Below are 15,322 nucleotides of genomic sequence, written 5' to 3'. Positions count from 1 at the left end.
TGGCACCAATGGAGATTTACATCTACGAGCGTCCGGCGGCGATGCCAGCTGCCTGCGCTCCGCTGTCGGCTGTCCGGGTGGCCCTCGCCGCTCGACCGTCGGCTCCGCAGGTGCACCAGGCCCAGGTTCAGGCCGAGCTGAATCTGACCGTTGCGCCGCCGCGTGGAGTCGAGGGGACCAGTGGCTTCACGGGCATGGGCATCGGCGTCAAGAAGCGCACCGATGTCAGCGGCGTTCCACCTCGAGGTAGACCGGTCTGATCCATCAGACCACCGGCTCACCTCGAGGCCGCGGAACCCGCACACCGGGATCCGCGGCCTCAGTTTTTTGTGCACCGCCGTAGTGCCGAAGTCGGAAATGCGATCCACGAGATCGAAGTGAGAGAGAGGTGACCGGAGGATGAGTCTGGCGTTGGCCCCACTCGACGTGAGCGTCGAGGTGGAGGCGAACCTGCCCTGCCGGAAGTTCGACCCCGACCTGTGGTTCTCCGACCAGCCCGCCGAGCTTGAGCTGGCCAAGTCGCTCTGCGGGGACTGCCCGCTGCGCGTCGAGTGCCTGGCCGGGGCGGTGGAGCGGGCCGAGCCCTGGGGCGTCTGGGGCGGCGAGATCTTCGAGCGTGGCGCGGTCGTCCCGCGCAAGCGGCCCCGGGGCCGCCCGCGTAAGGAGGACGTCGCCCGTGACGCCCAGCTCCGGGTCGAGGCGGAGGCGCGACTGGCGGCCAGTGGGCTGTCCGAGTCGCGTAGCGCCGTCCGGCTGGCAGCCTGACACACCTACGTTCCGAAACCGACCGATGCCGGTGTCCCTCCACCGGCCGAGATGAGAGAGACCAACGATGCTGCACCTGCCGAATGGAACCGAGATGCAACTACTCCACGAAGCGTTGTCCCGGGCCCGAATGCCCCGGCCTCAGGCCGGTCGCACCACCACGAGCACTGAGGCAACCCGTTCCGCCCGTACCGTCGCCATGCGGAGTCGCGGCCAGTCGGCCCGCGACCTGGGCGTTCTCTAGATCGACACCTGAGGAAGGGGCGGTGACCGGATGGTCGCCGCCCCTTCGGCGTACGTCCGCCCTCAGGCCACCGGGGCGAAGCCGGGCAGCCAGCGTTCCAGGATCTCCCGGTAGGACGCCTTCGCCTCCAACTGGCAGAGCACCCCGATCGAACCAAGCGTCACCCGATGGATCATCAGGTAGGACGGCGGCAGGTTGAGCTGGCGGCTGAGCTGGTAGGCGGCGGACCGTGGGCTGGCCAGTCGGGCCGCCTCGGCCCGTAGCCACGCCCGGGTGAAGCGGAACTCGTCGGCCGCGATCGGCTCCAGCATCGGGCGGAGGAAGTCGAGCACCGCCGGGGCGTCGATCGGCTCGGACCGGCTGACGAAACCCTCACCGCGCAGGCCGTCCACCACCCCGTCGGCGTCCCCGCGCAGCGCGAGCGCGGCGATCCGGCCGATCGGCTCGGGCGTGCCCTCCGGCAGCCGGGCCACCGCGCCGAAGTCGATCACACCGAGCCGGCCGTCCGGCAGCAGCCGGAAGTTGCCCGGATGCGGGTCGGCGTGCAGCAGCCCGGCCCGCTCCGGCGCGGACAGGTGCAGCTCGGCCATCAGGTGCCCGGCCCGGTCGCGTTGCTCCTCGGTGCCCTCCCGGATGATCTGGGAGAGCGGGATGCCCTCGACCCACTCGGTGATCAGCACCCGGGGCGCGGCGTCGAGCACCTCCGGGATGAAGATGTCCGGGTCGTCGGCGTACGCGGCGGCGAAGGCCCGCTGCGACTCGGCCTCCAACTCGTAGTCCAGCTCCTCGGTGATCCGCTCGCGCAGCTCGGCGAGGAGCGGCTTGACGTCCAGGCCCGGCTGGATGGCCCGGAACATGCCGCCCAGCCGGGAGAGCTGCTTGAGGTCGGCGAGCAGGGCGTCACCGGCGCCCGGGTACTGGATCTTCACGGCCACGTCCCGGTGCCGCGGGCCGCCGTTCGGGCCGTACCCCGGGTCACGCCAGATCGCGCGGTGCACCTGCCCGATGCTGGCCGCGGCGGCCGGGGTGTCGTCGAAGGAGACGAACCGGTCCCGCCAGTCCGGCCCGAGCTGCTCGGCGAGCACCTTGTGCACGGTCGCGGCGGGCAGCGGCGGGGCGGCCTCCTGGAGCTTGGTGAGCGCCTGCCGGTAGGGCGCGGCGACCTCCTCGGGCAGCGCCGCTTCGAACACGGACAGGGCCTGGCCGAACTTCATCGCGCCGCCCTTGAGCTGCCCGAGAACGCTGAACAACTGCTCGGCCGTGCGTTGCTGGATCTCGGCGGAGATGACGTCGGACGCGAGCCCGGTGACCCGCTTGCCCATGCCGAGGACGGTTCGACCGGCGAATCCGAGCGGCAGGGCGGCGAGTTTGGCGGTGCGGGATACGGCCCGCCGCGGGATGTCGGTCACCCGACCATTGTTACCGACGCGAGGGGCCGGCTGCTGCCGTGCGGCCGGGAGCGGCTGGGGCCGACCGGATCGGGCGACGCCCGCAGCAGCCGCAGGACGGATGCGGGGACCACCGGCGGTGTCGGAAGCGCCCGGCGCCCCGGACCTCGACCGCCGCGCCGAGCGTCTCCGGTGTGCCGCCGTCGAGCTGGGTCAGCGCCTCGGCCGCCGCGAACGCCGTCGCGGCGAGCCGGGTGGTGGTCGCGCAGGCCGGTTCCCCGTGGTCGGCCGCGAGTTGGGCGGCGAGCGCCGGCCAGTCCGGGTCCCGGTCGCCACGGTGCAGGTCGAGGCAGCGCAGGCAGGGACCGGCGGGCGGGCGGACCAGCGGCCCGATCACGGGTACGCCGCCGCGCACGTCGAGCAGGAGGTGGGGCTGCCGGCGGAGGGCGTGCCCGAGGGCGAGCGCCTCGGCGGGGCGGCCCACACCGAGCTGCACCACCAGGTGGGGCCGGGCCGCCCGCAGGGGGCCGGTGGCCGTGCCCGGCGCGCACCGGCCCAGCGTCTCGCGTACCGCCGGGGCCAGCGGCTGGCCCAGCTCCGCGCCGGGCAGGCCGGTCCCGACCAGGTCGCCGGCGCGGACCGGGCCGGACAGGTCGGGTACGACGTGCCCGACCCCGGCCTGGGCCAGCGCGACGGCGACGGCGGCACCGAGCCGGCCCGAGCCGGTGAGCAGCACCCGGGCGGACCGGCGGCGGCGCAACAGCCGGGCCGGCGTGCCGGGCAGGTCTGGTGCGGCCAGGCCCAGGGCGTCCGCCTCCGCGACCAGCCGGGCCCGCGGCGCCCCGGCGAGGTCGCGGGGGAGCAGGGTGTGCCCCGGTACGACCAGACCGGCGGCCCGGAGCGCGTCGAGCAGGGCGCGGGCCTCATCCGGTGGCACCCGGGCGGTGCTGGCCGCGGCGAGCACGGCGCGCTCGCTGCGGGTGCCGTCGAGCAGGTCGAGCAGGTGGGCGGTGCCCGGGGTCGCGACGTCGATCAGCACCGCTGGGCCGGGCTCCAGGCCGAGTTGAAGGGTGCGCCGGTCCCGCCAGAGGCGGGTGAGGCCGGGCAGGAGGGTGGGACGGGGGAGAGGAGTGGGAGGAGTCACGCCACGAATGGTGACCGTGTCCGAGCGCTCCGTCATTCGTTGTCCACAGGCGCGGCGCGCCATGGCCAGCATTGTCCACAGGATTTCGCGGGTTTTCCACAACCCGCCGGTAACCGAGTCGGATGTCCGACGGAGGAGGGGCGGCCGGGGCCACTCCTCCTCCGTGCGAACCCGAACGGGTCAGACCTTGGCTTTGCCCAGGATGCGGTTCACTGTTGTGCCGCACACCGGGCACTTGCCCTTGGCCATGTTCATGCCGGTCTTCGAGACCTCCACGTGCCCCTCGAAGTCCCGCTTCTCCTTGCACTTGACGCAGTAACCGTTGTAGGTCTGGGCCTGGTCGGCCACGGTAGCCTCCTCGTCTCGTCCGCCGGAGGTGTCCCCGGCGGGTCTCCCTGCGGCGGGCCACGAGTGGCACCGGCGCCGGGGGGTTCTCCGCGGTCAGTCTCCTGATCGCTGGTTGGCGGACCCTACCCAGGTCTGGGGGGTTCCATGTCAGCTGCACGCCGACTCTGTGAGCAAGTCGACGACGAGAGTGTGCATGCCGAGTAACGTCGGATAAGTCAGTTTCGCGGGGACACGCCGGGTAAATACGCTCAGATCCCCTTCGCGCGACCCTCCCGCGAGCGGCCCGTCGTAGATCACTTAACGTGAGGGGCGGCGGGCAGGTGATGGTCAACTACCGTCGCAAAGAAATTTTTCCGGACCCTTGGGCACCAATCAGGGTTTTCCGGGCGCGTGTCGTCGTGTTGACTCTTGCGGAGCCCTGGTCAGTACGCATTACCGTTCCCTCGTGACAGTCAACCGAGGCTGCGCGAGCCGGTAATGGCCGGGACGCGGAAGCCCGTCGTCGAGGTGCGGCGCAGCCAGCGCCGGCGACGCACGGTGTCCGCGTACCGGGACGGGGAGCGTGTCGTCGTCCTCATTCCCGACCAGTTCTCCCGGGCCGAGGAGAGCGAGTGGGTCGACCGGATGCTGGCCCGGCTGGCCGCCCGCGAGGGCCGGTTCGCCCGCTCGGATGCCGAGCTGCTGGCCCGGGCCGCCCGGCTGATCGGGCTCTACCTGGCGGAATACGGCTCGGCCGCCGAGCCGGCGAGCGTCCGCTGGGTGACCAACCAGAACGGCCGCTGGGGCTCCTGCACCCCGGCCGACCGCACCATCCGGATCTCCCACCGGATCCAGGACATGCCCGACTGGGTGATCGACTACGTCCTCCTCCACGAGCTGGCGCACCTGATCGTTCCCAGCCACAACGCGCAGTTCTGGGCCTTGGTCGCCCGCTACCCCCGCGCCGAGCGGGCGCGCGGCTACCTGGAGGGCGTGGCCGCCACCGCCGGCATCCCCTGACCCCCTCTCCCTCCCGACCCCCGCCCTGATTCACGGAAAGTGTGGCTATCCGAGCTCCGGTAGCCACACTTTCCGTGAATGTGCGCCCCGGCGCGCGGGGCGGGACGGTCTGGTCAGGCTAGGGTCGGGGGATGGTTCGACGGGTGGTGGTGGCGTTGCTCGGGCCGGTGAGCTGGGCGCCGCCGGGGATCGAGCCGGCGCGGTGGCGGACCGCCCTCGCCGAGGACGTGGTGGACCTGCTGGCCACGCTGAACGAGGTGGAGACCGCGGTGGCGGTCACGCCGGCGGACCGCTGGCTGGCCGACGCGGTGGTGTGGCCGGGCACTGCCGTGTACGAGGTGCCCGACGCCACTCCCAACGCGGTCTTCGCGGCGCTCGCCGGCTACGACCAAGCGGCCGTGGTCGCCGCCGACGCACCAGACGTGCCCGGACTGACGCTCGGCAAGCTGCTCCGGCCGCTGTCCAGCCGGCCGGTGGCGGTCGCCCCGGTGGAGGGGAGCGCGTCGGGCCTGCTCGGGGTGGCCGCGCGGCTGCCCGCACCGGAGTGGTTGCCGCCACTCGACCTTGACGTGTCTGCGCCAGCCGAGGTGCGCGCGGCGGTACCCAGGCCCGGGGACGTGGCCGTCACCGCCGGCTGGCGCCGGCTGCGCGGCCCGGCCGACCTTGGTGCTCTGGACCCGGCCTTCGAGGGCTGGGACGCGACCCGGGCACTGCTCTCCGGCCGCCCAGCCTGACCGCCTGTCCCGCGCCGGCTGGTCGTGGTCTCGGGTTGGACGTGGTCTCGGGTTGGGTCGTGGTTTCGAGCTGGCCACCGGCCGTGCCGTGTCGCCAAGGTCGCTGAGCGCTCGAGACCACGACTTCCACCATGGTGACTAGAAACTTGATGACGAGAATGACTCACGCCCGGCGGGTAGGTGCGGGCAGGGTTGAACCACCTACGTCATCAAGTTTCTCGTCACCCGACCGGGGTCTGCCCGCGCGCCGCCCGAGGCCGGCCGGCACGCATTGGCCGGGCCCGCACGCAGATCCGTGCGGACCCGACCGGTGTCCGATGTCAGGACTTGTCGTCGTCCTCGCCCGGGGTCGGCTCCTCCGGCGCGCCCGGCGCCGAGAAGTCGAAGCTTGCCAGCTCCTCGTCCAGGTCGCTGCCGGTCGTCGCGAAGCCCTGCGGGTCGGCGAAGTCGTCGTCGGAGGGGAGCAGGTCCGGGTGGCCCCAGATCGCGTCCCGGCCGGCGATGCCGCGCTGCTCGGTGAGCGCCGCCCAGAGCACCGTCGCCTCCCGCAGCCGTCGTGGCCGCAGTTCGAGGCCGACCAGGGCGGCGAACGTCTGCTCGGCCGGGCCACCCGCGGCCCGGCGGCGGCGGAACGCCTCGCCGAGGCGTACGACGTTGGGCAGGCGGTCACCGGCGGCGCTGTCCACCACGTGGCACACCCAGCCCTCGACCAGGGCGAGGACCGTCTCCAGCCGGGCCAGCGACGCCTTCTGCGCCGGGGTGTCCTCGGGGGTGAAGATGCCCTCCAGCGCGATCGCCTGCATCGACTCCGGGTCGGTCGGGTCGACCCGGCCCATCGCCTCCTCGATCGCCTCCCGGTTGACCCGGATGCCGGCGGCGTAGTTCTCCACCGCCGTCAGCACGTGCCCGCGCAGCCACGGCACGTGCTGAAAGAGCCGCTGGTGGGCGGCCTCGCGCAGGGCCACGTAGAGGCGTACCTCGTCCTCCGGCAGCTCCAGGCCCTCGCCGTACACCTTGATGTTGGCCGGGATGAGCGCGGCGGCGCCGGCGGGGCCCAGCGGCAGGCCGATGTCGCCGGCGGAGAGCACCTCGGCGGCGAGTGAGCCGAGGGCCTGGCCGAGCTGCCCGCCGAAGAGCGCGCCGCCGAGCGTGGCGACCATCGACTGCATCGGGCCGAGTTGGGCCCGTGCCTCCGGCGGCACCAGGTCGCCCATCGCGCCGACCATCCGGCTGGCCACCGGGTCGCAGAGCTTGCGCCACACGTCGAGCGTCTTGAAGATCCACTCGTTGCGGTTCCAGGCGACCGACGAGCGGATGCCGGTGGGCCACGAGGTCGCCGGCTCCAGCCAGAGGTCGGCGATCCGCAACGCATCCTCCACCGCGTTGCGTTCGAACGGCGAGACCGCCGGGTCACCGGCGGCGGCGAGCTGACTCGCGGCGACCTGCCGGGCGAGGTCCCAGTTGACCGGCCCGCTGCCCGGCGCGGACAGCAGGTGCTGCAACTGCGACATGAACTGCTGCATCTGCGCGGGATCGTTGGGGTCTGGTGGTTGACCACCCGGGAGCGCGAAGCCGAACGGAATATCAGGCACGACCTCTACGGTACGCGGGCTGCGCCGCAGGTCGTGCCCGTCGGTGTTGCGCTGAGGGCGAAGTCCGCGGTCACCGTGCCGGACGGCGCGGGACGGATCGGTACGCTCTGGCCCATGAGACGTCGCGGCCTGACCGTCCTGCTCGGTGCACTGCTCACCGCCCTGCTCAGCGTCGGCGTGTTGAGCGTGCCCCTGCCGTACGTGGTGCTCGGCCCCGGCCCGACCGTCAACACGCTCGGCAGCGCGGACGGCAAGGAGATCATCCAGGTCACCGGTCGTACGACGTCCACCTCCGCCGGGCAGCTCCGGCTGACCACGGTCGGGGTGCAGCCCACCGTCCGGCTCCGGTCGGCACTGGCCGGCTGGTTCTCCTCCGACGAGGCGGTGGTGCCGCGGGAGCTGGTCTACCCGCCGGGGGAGTCGCAGGAGGAGGTCGAGCAGCGCAACGCGGAGGACTTCCAGAACTCGCAGACCAGCGCCGAGACGGCGGCCCTGCGCGAGTTGGGCTATCCGATCCGGGTGCGGGTCAAGACCGTCACCCCGGGCGGGCCGTCGGTGGGCGTGTTCCGGCCCGACGACGTGCTCACCTCGGTCGACGGCACGCCGGTCACCAGCGCGGCCAAGCTCACCGAGCTGATCCGGGCCAAGCCGGCCGGCACCGCGTTGAAGATCGGCTACACCCGGGGCGGCACCCCGGGCACGGCCACGGTCACCAGCCGGGAACAGGACGGACGGCCGCGCATCGGCGTCGAGATCGACCAGCAGCAGCCGCACCCGTTCACGTTGAAGATCGACCTCGGTGACATCGGCGGGCCGAGCGCCGGGCTGATGTTCACCCTCGGCATCATCGACAAGCTCGAACCGGCGGACCTGACCGGCGGGAAGGTCATCGCCGGCACCGGCACCATCGACGACGAGGGGCAGGTCGGTCCGATCGGCGGCATCGCGCAGAAGCTGGTCGGCGCCAAGGAGGCCGGAGCGAAGGTCTTCCTGGTGCCCGCGGACAACTGCGCCGAGGCGGTGCGGAACCCGCAACCGGATCTGCCGCTGCTGCGGGTGGCGACACTCGACGACGCGCTCACGGCGCTGGAGACGCTCCGCGCCGGAGGGCAGCCGACGCGCTGCTGAGCGGGACCGGTCATCTCCCGCCGGCGATCGTGACGTGACCTTGACCCGACGTGTTCAGGAACACCCCGTACTCTGGGGTGCCTGGTCGGAGCCGATCACATCAAACGTGCGGAGCCAATAGTGGTCATGCGTAGCAGTCCCCTGCCGAGGATGAGCCGGCGCGGGCGCGTCACCATCGGGGTCCTGATCGGGGTGTTCGTCTTGTTCACCCTGCTCGGGTGGGGAGTCAACGCCTGGACCGACTGGCTGTGGTTCGACGAGGTCCGCTACACCCAGGTCTTCACCGGTGTGCTCGCCACCCGGCTGCTGTTGTTCCTGGTGGTCGGCGTCGGCATGGCGCTTGTCATCGCCGGCAACCTCTGGCTGGCCTACCGGGTACGACCCCGGATGCGCCCGCACTCGGCCGAGCAGGCCACCCTGGAGCGCTACCGGATGGTGCTGAGCCCCCGGCTCGGCACCTGGATCGCGCTGGTCTCCGCCGTCGTCGGGCTCTTCGCCGGCCTGTCCGCGCAGACCCGGTGGAGCCAGTGGCTGCTGTTCCGCAACGGCGGTGACTTCGGCGTCAAGGACCCCGAGTTCGGCGTCGACGTCGGCTTCTACGTCTTCCAGCTCCCGTTCTGGCGTTACGTGCTCGGCGTCGGCTTCACCGCGGTGGTGCTGGCCCTGCTCGGCGCGCTCGCCGTGCACTACGTCTTCGGCGGGGTGCGCCTCCAGGGCGTCGGCGACCGGATGACGAACGCCGCCCGCGCCCACCTGAGTTCGCTTGTCGCCGTCTTCGTCCTGCTCAAGGCCGTCGCCTACGTGCTGGACCGGCGCGCCATGCTGCTGGAGTACAACGAGGGCACCAAGCTCTACGGCGCCGGCTACGCCGACGTGAACGCGCTGCTCCCGGCGAAGGAGATCCTGGCCTGGATCTCCATCCTGGTGGCGCTCGCGATCATCGTGTTCTCCAACGCGGTGATGCGGAACCTGGTCTGGCCCGGCATCTCGCTGGCCCTGCTCGGCGTCTCCGCGGTGGCGATCGGCGGCATCTACCCGTGGGCCGTGCAGACGTTCGAGGTCAAGCCGAGCGCCCGGGACAAGGAGGCGCGGTACATCGAACGCAGCATCGCCGCGACCAGGTCCGCGTTCAGCCTCGAAGGCACGAAGACCACCGGGTACGCGGCGAGCAACCTCGTGCCACCGGCCAGCCTCGCCACCGACACCTCGGTGGTGCCGAACATCCGGCTGCTGGACCCGCAGCTCGTCTCCGAGACGTACACCCAGTTGCAGCAGGTCCGTGGCTTCTACGACTTCGGCTCGAAGCTGGACATCGACAGATACTCGGTCAAGGAGAAGACCTCCGACTACGTGGTCGGCGTCCGTGAGATCAACTACGGCGAGCTGACCGACCAGCAGAGCAACTGGATCAACCGGCACACCGTCTACACCCACGGGTACGGCCTGGTCGCCGCCCCGGCGAACCAGGTGGTCTGCGGCGGCCAGCCGTACTTCGTCTCCGGCTTCCTCGGCGACAAGGCGCAGGAGGCGTGTTCCGCGCCGACCGAGGAGATCCCGGCCCAGCAGCCGCGGATCTACTACGGCGAGCGGATGGAAGCCGACGACTACGCGATCGTCGGGCAGGACGGCGACCGCAACGTCGAGTTCGACCGGCCCACCTCCACCGGCGGCGAGCAGTACTACACCTACTCCGGCGAGGGTGGCGTCAAGATCGGCTCCTTCCCCCGGCGGCTGCTCTACTCGATCAAGGAGCAGGAGCCCAACTTCCTGCTCTCCGAGGCGGTCAACGAGAACTCGAAGCTGCTCTACGTGCGTAACCCGCGCGACCGGGTGGAGAAGGTCGCGCCGTTCCTCACCCTCGACGGCGACCCGTACCCGGCCGTGGTGAACGGTCGCGTCCTGTGGATCGTCGACGGCTACACCACGGCCGCCACCTACCCGTACGCCGAGCGGGTCAACCTCCAGGCGGAGACCGCCGACGAGTTGACCGGCCGGGGCACGTTCCAGCTCGCCCGGGAGAACGTCAACTACATCCGCAACTCGGTGAAGGCCACCGTCGACGCGTACGACGGCACGGTCAAGCTCTACTCGTACGACGACGCCGACCCGGTGCTGAAGGCGTGGAACAAGGCCTTCGGTGGAGACCTCGTGCTGCCCAAGGGCGACATCCCGGCGGAGCTGGCCGAGCACTTCCGCTACCCGGTCGACCTGTTCAAAGTGCAGCGCAACCTGCTGACCAAGTTCCACGTCACCAATCCCGGCGACTTCTACTCCGGCCAGGACTTCTGGCAGGTGCCGAACGTGCCGGACGCGCCGGACAGCGGGCAGCGGCAGCCTCCCTACTACCTCTTCACCCAGTTCCCGGGGCAGGAGGGGCCGCGTTTCCAGCTCACGTCCGCCGTCACCCCGAACGGGCGGCAGAACCTCGCCGCGCTGGTCTCCGGCTCGTACGTGGACGGGCAGCCGCGCCTGGAGGTGCTGGAGTTGCCGGACCAGACCCGGATCTCCGGGCCGACCCAGGTGCACCAGCAGATGACGAACAACGGTGACATCCGGCAGCAGCTCAACCTGCTCTCCTCCAACCAGGCCCAGGTGCAGTACGGCAACCTGCTGTCGCTGCCGTTCGCCGACGGGATGCTCTACGTCGAGCCGATCTATGTGAAGAGCAGCAGCCAGGACGCGTACCCGCTGTTGCAGAAGGTGCTGCTCTCCTACGGTGACGGCGGCTCGTACGTGGTGCTCGCCAACAACCTCGGCGACGGCATCAAACAACTGGTCGAGCAGGGCAAGCGGGCCGGATCGGGCACCCCGCCGCCGAGCAACGACGACGACAACAACCCGCCACCGTCCGGCGGCAACAACAACACCCCGCCGCCGCTCACCGGTGAGCTGGCCGACGCGGCCGGCAAGGTGCAGAGCGCCATCGCCGAGGTCAAGGCCGCGCAGGCGTCCGGTGACTTCGAGCGGTACGGGCGGGCGTTGAAGGCGCTGGACGAGGCGATGACGGCGTTCCAGCAGGCCCAGGCGGCGGCGAACGGGTCCGCCGCGCCCTCGGGCGGCGCCTCGCCGTCAGCGCCGGCGTCACCCTCGCCGTCGGTGTCACCGAGCGGCTGACACCGGCCGACACCCCGTTTTGCGCCTCGCCGTGCCGGTGCGCTACGGTTAACGAGCCGACGCGGGGTGGAGCAGCTCGGTAGCTCGCTGGGCTCATAACCCAGAGGTCGCAGGTTCAAATCCTGTCCCCGCTACTCGTGACGAAGGGCCCCGGAGTTCGCTCCGGGGCCCTTCGCCGTTTCCCCTGTCCCTGGCTCCTGCCCCCTGGCCCCGGCTCCCGGTCGCTGGCCGTCTGGTCCCGGTCCTAGCCCCGGCCCTGGCCTCGGCTCCCGGTCGCTGGCCGCTGGCCGCTGGCTCCCGGGCCCCGGCCCCATTCTCGGCCCTTGGCCCTCGCCAGCTCGGGGAAGTGGCGTGGTCTGCGGTGTGCGGACCGCGCCACTTCGGCGAAATGGCGATGAGCGAGGGAATGTGCCGCCGAGCCGTGGGTAGGCGCGGCTCCGGCGCACGCGCGCTCGGGGGCCCGCGGAAACCACTGCCCGGCACCAGTTCGGGGAAATGGCGGTATCCGGGCTGTGCTGACCTCGCCGTTTCGGCGGAGTGGCGGCAGGGCGTGCCAGGTCGGCGAGGTGACGGTGTCGGGGCCGGCGGGATCGGGGACCCGGCTGATCTCCACCATCGGGATGGAGTAGGCTGTACCTACCGACGCGGGGTGGAGCAGCTCGGTAGCTCGCTGGGCTCATAACCCAGAGGTCGCAGGTTCAAATCCTGTCCCCGCTACGTGATCGCGAAGGCCCCGGAGGAAACTCCGGGGCCTTCGCCGTATCCGATCTTTCCGCCCTGTCCGCGTGCCGCGGTTGCGTGCCTCGGCGACGATGGGGGCATGGCTGGATGGAACAGATGGTGGGGCCGCCTGGGCGCGGTCATCGGGACGGTTGTGCTCTCGGTCTTCGTGCCGGTCGCGGCCTGGGCGTCGACGGGCACCGGCGAGGTCGTGGTGGAGGCCGCGCGCCGGCGCTCCCGCGGCGGCTTCGGGTTCCTCGGGCTGCTCTGCTGCCTGGTGGTGGTCGGCGGGATCGTGCTGCTGGTGCTGCTTCTCACCCGGGGCCGGCGCAACCGCCCGCCGCGCTGACGCGCTGTGCCGTGCCGCTGTGCTCGCGGGCCTGAGCGGTGTTAAGCGGGGCCCCCGCCTCTACCAAATGTGTTAAGCGGGGGCCCCTCCTTAACCGCCGATGGGCGCGGCGGGCGGCCCGGCCCGACATGGTGTAATTGGCGCCGTGGAACTTCTGCACTCGGGCAAGGTCCGGGACGTCTACACCGACGGCGCGGACCTGATCCTGGTCGCCTCCGACCGCGTCTCCATCTATGACGTGGTGCTGCCGACCCCGATCCCGGACAAGGGCCGCCTGCTCACCGCGCTTTCGCTGTGGTGGTTCGAGCAGTTGTCGGACCTGGTGCCGAACCACGTCCTCTCGGCCACCGACGTGCCGGCGGAGTTCGCCGGGCGGGCGGTCCGGTGCCGGCGGCTGGATATGGTGCCGGTCGAGTGCGTGGCCCGGGGCTACCTGACCGGCAGTGGCCTCGCCGAATACGAACGCAGCGGTTCGGTCTGCGGGGTGCCGCTGCCCCGTGGGCTGGTGGAGGCGTCGATCCTGCCCGAGCCGATCTTCACCCCGTCGACCAAGGCGCCGATGGGCGAGCACGACGAGCCGATCACCTTCGACCAGGTGGTCGACAAGGTCGGTCCGGAGACCGCGGAGCGGCTGCGGCAGATCACCATCGACGTCTACCGGCGCGGCGCGGAGATCGCCGCCGACCGGGGGCTCCTGATCGCCGACACCAAGCTGGAGCTGGGCTGGGCGTCGGACGGCACGCTTGTCCTCGCCGACGAGCTGCTCACCTCCGACTCGTCCCGGTTCTGGCCGGCCGAGTCCTACCAGCCCGGCCGGGCCCAGTTCTCCTTCGACAAGCAGTACGTGCGGGACTGGGCGGTCGAGAGCGGCTGGGACAAGCGCACGCCGGCACCGGAGGTGCCCGCCGAGGTGGTCGAGGCGACCCGCGCCCGCTACGTCGAGGTGTACGAGAAGCTCACCGGCAACCGCTGGGACTGACCGCGTTACCGCCACCTGCCCGTACCTGCTGGACCCGCCCGTAGTAACCGTCGAGGATGAATCCGTCACCGTCGGTTGATCTCGGGATGGTCGGATGAACAGCGACATGTGGATCAGGGCGCTCAAGGCAGCGCGGGCCGGTGCGGGCGTCTCGCAGGAGGCGCTCGCGGAGTTGGTCAGGTGGAGTCCGTCCACCATCGCGGCGATCGAGACCGGCCGGCGCCGACCGACGGTCCAGTTCGCCGAGGCCGCCGACGCGGCGCTGGAGACCGGCGGGTTGCTCGTGGAGCTGCTGGCGGTGGCGGCCCGGCAGGAGTCGCCGGCCTGGTTCGCGCCGTGGCGGAGCATCGAGGCCGAGGCGCTCAGCCTCCGCACGTCGCAACCGTCGCTGGTGCCCGGCCTGCTCCAGACCGAGGCGTACGCGCACGCGGTGCTGCGCGCCCAGGGCACCCACACGCCCGAGCAGGTGGAGCAGTTGGTCGCCGGCCGGATGGCCCGGCAGGAGCTGCTGACCGGCCCGGTGCCGAAGCAGTTCACCGCCGTGATCGACGAGACCGCGCTGCGGCGGGTGGTCGGCGACCGGGACGTGCAACGGGCCCAGTGGGAGCGGTTGGTCGAGCTGGCCGCGCTGCCGCACATCCGGCTCTACGTGGTGCCCGACGGGGTGGGCGCGCATCCGGGGCTGACCGGTGGCTTCGTGCTGGCCATGCTGCCCGACGGCGACGAGGTGGCCTATGTGGACGGCGTCTTCGGTCACGTCGTCGACCGGCCGGACGCCGTGGCTACGATGAGGATGATGTGGGACACGCTGCTCAGCGAGGCACTGCCCGCCGGCGTGTCCGTCGAGCTGATCGGAAAGCTGGTGAGCGAGCTGTGAACACTGCCCCCACCCCCCGGTGGCGCGTGTCGAGCCGGTCCGGCAACGGCGGCGACACCTGCGTCGAGGTCGCCGACAACCTGCCCGACCGGGTGCTGGTGCGCGACTCCAAGGACCGCGCCGGCGGCACCCTCGGCTTCGCCCCGGACGCCTGGCGGGCCTTCGTCGCGCAGGTCAAGGTCGTCTAGTCTCGCCGGTATGGCGACGAGGCTCGTGCAGATCAACATGAAGGCCCGGGACGATGCCGCGCTGGGCGGATTCTGGGCGAAGGCGCTCGGCTGGGGGGTCTCCAGCGAGGAGCCGGGCGTGACCAACCTCGAACCGGAGGGCTTCGTCTACCCCGACCCGGTCGCCGTCTGCATCGACCTGGTCGTCTCGTCGGAACCCAAGACGGTGAAGAACCGGGTGCACGTCGACCTCGCCACCACCTCGGCCGCCCATCAGGCGGAGCTGGTCGCGCGGCTCACGGAGTTGGGCGCGACACCCGTCGACATCGGCCAGGGCCACGTCCCGTGGACGGTCCTGGCCGACCCGGAGGGCAACGAGTTCTGCGTGCTCGACTCGCTCTACGAAAACACCGGGCCGATCGCCGCGGTGATGGTCGATTGCGCGGATCCGCGCGTCATGGCTGCTTTCTGGGGCGAGGCGATGGACTGGACCGTGCACAAGGTGACCGACCATCAGGCGGTACTGCGCTCCGCCCAGGGCGTCGGCCCCTATCTCCAGTTCCTCCGCTCGTCCGACGTGAAGACCGGGTGGAACCGCGTCCACCTCGACGTCCGCCCTTACCCGGGCGACGACATGGCGGCCGAGGCGGCCCGCTTGGAGACGCTCGGCGCCACCGCCGTCGACCTGGGCCGCCCCGACATCCCGTGGAAGGTCATGACCGACCCCGAGGGTAACGAGTTCTGCCTGCTCACTCCGGCCTGACCCGCGCGCCG

The 15,322-nt window shown here is 71.4% G+C and carries 15 protein-coding genes and 2 tRNA genes; 13 read left to right on the top strand and 4 right to left on the bottom strand.

Annotated elements, in window-relative coordinates:
- Positions 1 to 8 precede the first annotated feature (8 nt).
- Entirely contained in the window at positions 9 to 260 is a 252-nt protein-coding gene (locus O7619_RS28745; protein WP_282284593.1) for a hypothetical protein, read from the top strand.
- A gap of 139 nt (positions 261 to 399) precedes the next feature.
- Positions 400 to 765 carry a WhiB family transcriptional regulator gene (locus tag O7619_RS28740; protein ID WP_281586796.1) on the top strand — a complete coding sequence of 122 codons (366 nt, stop codon included), beginning with the start codon at positions 400 to 402 and terminating at the stop codon, positions 763 to 765.
- Between the two features lie 306 nt (positions 766 to 1,071).
- Here O7619_RS28740 and O7619_RS28735 read toward each other — a convergent pair whose 3' ends face one another.
- The 3 genes from O7619_RS28735 to O7619_RS28725 form a co-directional block, all read right to left on the bottom strand.
- Positions 1,072 to 2,418, bottom strand: coding sequence for an AarF/ABC1/UbiB kinase family protein (locus O7619_RS28735; RefSeq protein WP_282284592.1), 1,347 nt, complete (start codon positions 2,416 to 2,418; stop codon positions 1,072 to 1,074).
- A 10-nt stretch (positions 2,419 to 2,428) separates the two neighbouring features.
- Positions 2,429 to 3,541, bottom strand: a complete 1,113-nt coding sequence (locus tag O7619_RS28730; RefSeq protein ID WP_282284590.1) for a TOMM precursor leader peptide-binding protein — start codon at positions 3,539 to 3,541, stop codon at positions 2,429 to 2,431.
- A 180-nt stretch (positions 3,542 to 3,721) separates the two neighbouring features.
- Complete coding sequence (locus O7619_RS28725; protein WP_007464795.1) at positions 3,722 to 3,889, bottom strand: DUF5679 domain-containing protein; 168 nt, start codon at positions 3,887 to 3,889, stop codon at positions 3,722 to 3,724.
- 477 nt (positions 3,890 to 4,366) lie between these two features.
- Between O7619_RS28725 and O7619_RS28720 the strand changes: the two genes are divergently transcribed.
- Positions 4,367 to 4,888: a M48 family metallopeptidase gene (locus tag O7619_RS28720; RefSeq protein WP_282284588.1), complete on the top strand. Its 522-nt coding sequence runs from the start codon at positions 4,367 to 4,369 to the stop codon at positions 4,886 to 4,888.
- A gap of 131 nt (positions 4,889 to 5,019) precedes the next feature.
- Complete coding sequence (locus tag O7619_RS28715; protein ID WP_282284586.1) at positions 5,020 to 5,622, top strand: hypothetical protein; 603 nt, start codon at positions 5,020 to 5,022, stop codon at positions 5,620 to 5,622.
- 320 nt (positions 5,623 to 5,942) lie between these two features.
- Here O7619_RS28715 and O7619_RS28710 read toward each other — a convergent pair whose 3' ends face one another.
- A complete protein-coding gene (locus tag O7619_RS28710; protein WP_282284584.1) occupies positions 5,943 to 7,214 on the bottom strand; it encodes a zinc-dependent metalloprotease in 1,272 nt (423 codons plus the stop codon).
- Between the two features lie 114 nt (positions 7,215 to 7,328).
- Between O7619_RS28710 and O7619_RS28705 the strand changes: the two genes are divergently transcribed.
- The 9 genes from O7619_RS28705 to O7619_RS28665 all read left to right on the top strand — a co-directional run bounded on the left by O7619_RS28705 (position 7,329) and on the right by O7619_RS28665 (position 15,311).
- On the top strand, positions 7,329 to 8,342 hold the full coding sequence (locus tag O7619_RS28705; protein WP_282284583.1) for a PDZ domain-containing protein: 1,014 nt from the start codon (positions 7,329 to 7,331) through the stop codon (positions 8,340 to 8,342).
- Between the two features lie 126 nt (positions 8,343 to 8,468).
- Positions 8,469 to 11,456 (top strand): UPF0182 family protein, encoded by a 2,988-nt coding sequence (locus O7619_RS28700; protein WP_282284582.1) that lies wholly within the window; start codon positions 8,469 to 8,471, stop codon positions 11,454 to 11,456.
- A 60-nt stretch (positions 11,457 to 11,516) separates the two neighbouring features.
- Positions 11,517 to 11,590 (top strand) — tRNA-Met (locus tag O7619_RS28695).
- 509 nt (positions 11,591 to 12,099) lie between these two features.
- A tRNA-Met gene (locus O7619_RS28690) sits at positions 12,100 to 12,173 on the top strand.
- Between the two features lie 103 nt (positions 12,174 to 12,276).
- On the top strand, positions 12,277 to 12,525 hold the full coding sequence (locus tag O7619_RS28685) for a hypothetical protein (protein WP_281586804.1): 249 nt from the start codon (positions 12,277 to 12,279) through the stop codon (positions 12,523 to 12,525).
- A gap of 145 nt (positions 12,526 to 12,670) precedes the next feature.
- On the top strand, positions 12,671 to 13,504 hold the full coding sequence (locus O7619_RS28680; protein ID WP_282284578.1) for a phosphoribosylaminoimidazolesuccinocarboxamide synthase: 834 nt from the start codon (positions 12,671 to 12,673) through the stop codon (positions 13,502 to 13,504).
- Positions 13,505 to 13,598: 94 nt separating this feature from the next.
- Positions 13,599 to 14,381 (top strand): helix-turn-helix transcriptional regulator, encoded by a 783-nt coding sequence (locus O7619_RS28675; protein WP_282284577.1) that lies wholly within the window; start codon positions 13,599 to 13,601, stop codon positions 14,379 to 14,381.
- Between the two features lie 26 nt (positions 14,382 to 14,407).
- Positions 14,408 to 14,569 (top strand): DUF397 domain-containing protein, encoded by a 162-nt coding sequence (locus O7619_RS28670; RefSeq protein ID WP_348774341.1) that lies wholly within the window; start codon positions 14,408 to 14,410, stop codon positions 14,567 to 14,569.
- Positions 14,570 to 14,579: 10 nt separating this feature from the next.
- Complete coding sequence (locus O7619_RS28665; protein ID WP_282284575.1) at positions 14,580 to 15,311, top strand: VOC family protein; 732 nt, start codon at positions 14,580 to 14,582, stop codon at positions 15,309 to 15,311.
- The last annotated feature ends 11 nt before the right edge of the window (positions 15,312 to 15,322 follow it).

The sequence above is a fragment of the Micromonospora sp. WMMD998 genome, from assembly GCF_029581235.1.
Taxonomy (GTDB): Bacteria; Actinomycetota; Actinomycetes; order Mycobacteriales; family Micromonosporaceae; genus Micromonospora.
Note: the sequence above shows the minus strand (reverse complement) of the source record. Positions and strands in the feature narration are given on the sequence as shown.

Coding starts and splice junctions, on each gene's coding strand:
- O7619_RS28745 (WP_282284593.1), top strand. CDS start 9: ATGGAGATTTACATCTACGAGCGTCCGGCGGCGATGCCAGCTGCCTGC.
- O7619_RS28740 (WP_281586796.1), top strand. CDS start 400: ATGAGTCTGGCGTTGGCCCCACTCGACGTGAGCGTCGAGGTGGAGGCG.
- O7619_RS28720 (WP_282284588.1), top strand. CDS start 4,367: ATGGCCGGGACGCGGAAGCCCGTCGTCGAGGTGCGGCGCAGCCAGCGC.
- O7619_RS28715 (WP_282284586.1), top strand. CDS start 5,020: ATGGTTCGACGGGTGGTGGTGGCGTTGCTCGGGCCGGTGAGCTGGGCG.
- O7619_RS28705 (WP_282284583.1), top strand. CDS start 7,329: ATGAGACGTCGCGGCCTGACCGTCCTGCTCGGTGCACTGCTCACCGCC.
- O7619_RS28700 (WP_282284582.1), top strand. CDS start 8,469: ATGCGTAGCAGTCCCCTGCCGAGGATGAGCCGGCGCGGGCGCGTCACC.
- O7619_RS28685 (WP_281586804.1), top strand. CDS start 12,277: ATGGCTGGATGGAACAGATGGTGGGGCCGCCTGGGCGCGGTCATCGGG.
- O7619_RS28675 (WP_282284577.1), top strand. CDS start 13,599: ATGAACAGCGACATGTGGATCAGGGCGCTCAAGGCAGCGCGGGCCGGT.
- O7619_RS28665 (WP_282284575.1), top strand. CDS start 14,580: ATGGCGACGAGGCTCGTGCAGATCAACATGAAGGCCCGGGACGATGCC.